The organism is Flavobacterium degerlachei, assembly GCF_900106645.1.
Classification (GTDB): Bacteria; Bacteroidota; Bacteroidia; order Flavobacteriales; family Flavobacteriaceae; genus Flavobacterium; species Flavobacterium degerlachei.
Window position 1 is genome coordinate 1 of sequence record NZ_FNMV01000029.1, and the last position, 4,057, is coordinate 4,057.

Here is a 4,057-nt window from a genome sequence, read left to right on the forward strand (position 1 = left end):
TGGGAACGATTAAATCATATAACGAAGAGTACGGACTGAATTGAATTTTTTGTTGTTGAACTAACATCTAAAAGCCTTTTGGGTACCATTAAAAACACGAAAAAAGGAGCAAAAAACTATAGTTTTCTACTCCTTTTTATTAACAATTAATTCCTAAAAAGACTTTTTCAGTGCCCTCCTTGATGGACTTGCGGTTTTTTCATTTATCGAAAGAGGAAAGGCTATTTTTCCAAAATCATCTTTAGATTATCTAATCCAGTTTGTAGGTCATTTCCAATGACTTTGTCCATTTGTAAAAAGGGCAACATTAAATTCATAGGATAATCCATTACTCCATTAAAGCCCCATTTTACTGTTGTTTCTGTGGCAGAAATTGCTTCAGTACTCATGTAAGCATCCGCAGTTGATTCAAAAGGACTCTTAAATCGTAATTCAAAATCAATACGATCTCCCTCTGTAATTTTTATGATTTCCTGTTCACCCACACCTACATTTTCATCAGTACTTTCCCATGCAGAAATGGCACCTACTGTTCCGTCAACTCCCGTAAAAGTTTTCTTCATGTTCGGGTCCGTTTTTGCCCATACACTAAAATTATCTTGATTTTTCAGGTGTTTTACATAGTTGAAAACACTGTCTTTGGGTTGATTGATGATGACTTCCCTTTCCACGGAATATTCTTTAGGCATAAAAAGAGCCAAGATAAGTGCCAACGCAATGATTCCTAAAATCGAAAATAAAATCGCTTTAATAATTTTCATATTGATGTATTTAAAGGTTATTGGTTATTATTTCTTCTTTACCATAGATTCGTACATATTTATCCACTCTTCAATGGATACTTTTTGTACTAATTCTGCAATTAAATCAAATGGAATTTGGTCCATTTTTTTAAATCGAATACAACTTTTTCCCATATCTAGTTTCTGATTAGAGTGTTTTGGAAACTCATCGGTGAACCATTTTAGCAATTCTGGATTTGCATATATTCCCATATGATATAAAGCAATGAAATTTTTCTGCGAAGCAATATTGATGAAGGGTAAAGGTAGTTTTGGGTTGCAGTGATAGCCGTCAGGATATAAAGTATGTGGGACCACATATCCAATCATACCATAACTCATTGTTTCGACGAAAGTTGCAGGAATATTGTCAAGGATCGTTGTCCGAAGTTTATTCATGGGGCTTTTCCTGTCATCAGGAAGGTCTATTAAATACTCTTCAACCGTTTCTGCTTTTGATTGCATTGATAGGAATTTTAAGATATAAATTTAATAAAAAAAACCGCAATTCAAAATTCGAATCGCGGTTTTTAAGTTCCTATAGCGGCGGTATTAGTCGCTGATTCTATTTAAAATAAGAATAGGTTTCATTATTTTCTAATTTCAATAAAGTCTCATATATTAGTTTAATGACATTTTCAACATCATCACGATGCACCATTTCAACCGTAGTATGCATATAACGCAACGGAAGCGAAATCAAAGCCGATGCCACACCACCATTACTGTAAGCAAAAGCATCAGTGTCAGTTCCGGTTACGCGAGAAGATGCTAGACGTTGAAAAGGAATTTTCTTTTCCTCAGCAGTATCCAAGATTAATTCTCTAAGATTATTTTGGACAGCTGGTGCATAAGTAACAACAGGTCCTTTTCCTATTTTTGTTTCTCCTTCAATTTTCTTCTCAATCATTGGAGTAGTAGAATCATGACATACATCAGTCACAATTGCTACATTTGGCCTAATGGTTTTAGTGATCATTTCGGCTCCGCGTAGTCCCACTTCTTCTTGAACAGAATTAGTGATGTACAATCCAAATGGAAGTTTTACTTTGTTCTCATGAAGCAAGCGGGCCACTTCAGCAATCATGAAACCACCCATACGGTTATCAATCGCACGACAAACAAATTTGTTTTCATTTAGAATCATGAATTCATCAGGATAAGTAACAACACAACCTACATGAACTCCTGTTTTCTCCACTTCTTCTTTAGTTTCGCAACCAAGGTCAATGAATATATTACTGATTTTTGGAGTTTCTTCTTTTTCTCCTTTTCGTGTATGAATGGCTGGCCAGCCAAATACGCCTTTTACAATTCCTTTTTTAGTATGAATATTAACGCGTTTAGAAGGAGCGATTTGGTGATCAGAACCACCATTTCTGATAACATAGATTAATCCATCATCAGTGATATAATTTACATACCACGAAATTTCATCTGCATGCCCTTCAATCACTACCTTATAAGGAGCGTCTGGATTGATAACCCCAACTGCTGTTCCATAAGTATCAGTTATAAATGTGTCAACATAAGGTTTCAAATAGTCCATCCATAATTTCTGACCTTCGGCTTCAAATCCAGTTGGTGATGCATTATTTAAATATTGCTCTAAAAATGTAAGGGAGGATTTTTTTAATATCGATTTTGTGCTCATAAAATATATTTTTTGCTAAATTATAAATTTGGCATTACAGTTGCGCATATAATGTATAATTTTACACTTAAATTATGCCTTATGAAGTTTATTGCGTTTCTATTTTTATTTCTATCCATTTCAGTTAATGCACAAGTCGTGACCCCAGAACCAGTAAAAATGGGATATGAGCTGACGGAAAGAGATGATATTCTTAATGACACGATAGCGCTAGAAGAAATAGTGGTTTCTAGAGAAAAACTAGATCCTGATGCCAGGAAACAATTCCTGATTCTGCAAAGTAGGGTTTATAGAACTTATCCTTACGCCAAACTGGCTTCTGAAAGGTTGACACTTTTGAATAAAGGGATGGAACGCCTGTCAACGAACAAGGAGAAGAAAAAGTATTTTAAGATAGTTGAGGATTACCTTAATAATGAATTCGAGGCTAAACTCAAGAAATTGTCACGCAGTCAGGGGCGGATTTTGGTAAAATTGATTCATCGCCAAACGGGAACCACGACTTTTGAATTAGTGAAAACTTTAAAAAGCGGCTGGAAAGCCTTTTGGTCGAATACAGCAGCGAGCATGTTTGATATTAATTTGAAAACGGAATATGCGCCTTATGAAGTAAATGAAGACTTTTTAATCGAAACCATATTAAGTAGAGCCTTTCAATCAGGGAGACTACAAAACCAAACGCCCGCGAAACCAGTTGATATTGATCATCTCAATGATTTTTGGGAATCAAAATCTAAAAATCAAAATCTATAATACCAGTGCTATATAAAGACTCTACATTATATATAGTAGTCGAATGGTTTTTATTAGGAGCTATTTCCTGCTATTCATTACAATCTTATATGCCGAACACCGGCATATAAGGATTTCCACTGCTATCAGGGCTAGGGGAGTCGCTTTCAAAAAGTTGTTTAAGCTTTTTGATTTACAGAAAAGGCCCTCTATATATAGGAGAAAGTTTAAAAGGACGGTGATATTCACAAAGCTTCCCTTTCCTTCGGAGAGTCCCGTTCCGAACCTTCGTAATCGGGATGTAAAAGGAAAAAGTGTAGCGTTAATATAAAATATACGACCAAACCACTTCCGCAAAGTCTCCCTTTCCTTCGGAGAGTCCCGGGGAGAGAAAAAACTTTCACGTTCAAAACTCAGAATTCCAGCAACTTAAAATAAAGGTAAAGAAAAAGTCGAAAAAAGGTTAGTAAAAAGATTGATTTACTCAATAAAGGTGGTACTTTTGCACCCGCAACAACGCAGACGTTCTTACTTATTTAATGGAAAGCAAAACTTAAAAATTAGAGTAATTTAATTAAAAAAAGTGTTGTGAGAAATAAAAGAAGTAATTATCTTTGCCGACCCGAAAGGGATCAAGTTCTTTCATTTATTGAGTAAGTGAAGCACGGGAAACCGGGTTTATTTAGAAGAAAAAGAGAAACGAAAGTTTCTTAAAAAACTTTAAAAAAAACACTTGCGAGATTAAAAAGAAGTTGTACTTTTGCACCCGCTTCGAGAAACACGCTAAGTGTTGAAACGAAACGAGAAACAAGATAAGACACGTTCCTAGACATATTGAATTGACAGCCGTTTTGAAAGAGATTTCAAAACAAAAGAATAAAGAGTAATA

4 protein-coding genes are annotated in these 4,057 nt (G+C 35.1%); 1 reads left to right on the forward strand and 3 read right to left on the reverse strand.

The window, feature by feature from the left end; genetic code table 11:
• Window positions 1-221: 221 nt before the first annotated feature.
• The 3 genes from BLV91_RS16710 to BLV91_RS16720 form a co-directional block, all read right to left on the reverse strand.
• Window positions 222-761: an SRPBCC family protein gene (locus tag BLV91_RS16710; RefSeq protein WP_091435340.1), complete on the reverse strand. Its 540-nt coding sequence runs from the start codon at window positions 759-761 to the stop codon at window positions 222-224.
• 27 nt (window positions 762-788) lie between these two features.
• Complete coding sequence (locus tag BLV91_RS16715; RefSeq protein ID WP_091435342.1) at window positions 789-1,247, reverse strand: DUF1801 domain-containing protein; 459 nt, start codon at window positions 1,245-1,247, stop codon at window positions 789-791.
• A 100-nt stretch (window positions 1,248-1,347) separates the two neighbouring features.
• Window positions 1,348-2,436, reverse strand: coding sequence for a M42 family metallopeptidase (locus BLV91_RS16720; protein ID WP_091435344.1), 1,089 nt, complete (start codon window positions 2,434-2,436; stop codon window positions 1,348-1,350).
• An 81-nt stretch (window positions 2,437-2,517) separates the two neighbouring features.
• Here BLV91_RS16720 and BLV91_RS16725 point away from each other — a divergent pair, with 81 nt between their 5' ends.
• Window positions 2,518-3,189 carry a DUF4294 domain-containing protein gene (locus BLV91_RS16725; protein ID WP_091435346.1) on the forward strand — a complete coding sequence of 224 codons (672 nt, stop codon included), beginning with the start codon at window positions 2,518-2,520 and terminating at the stop codon, window positions 3,187-3,189.
• The last annotated feature ends 868 nt before the right edge of the window (window positions 3,190-4,057 follow it).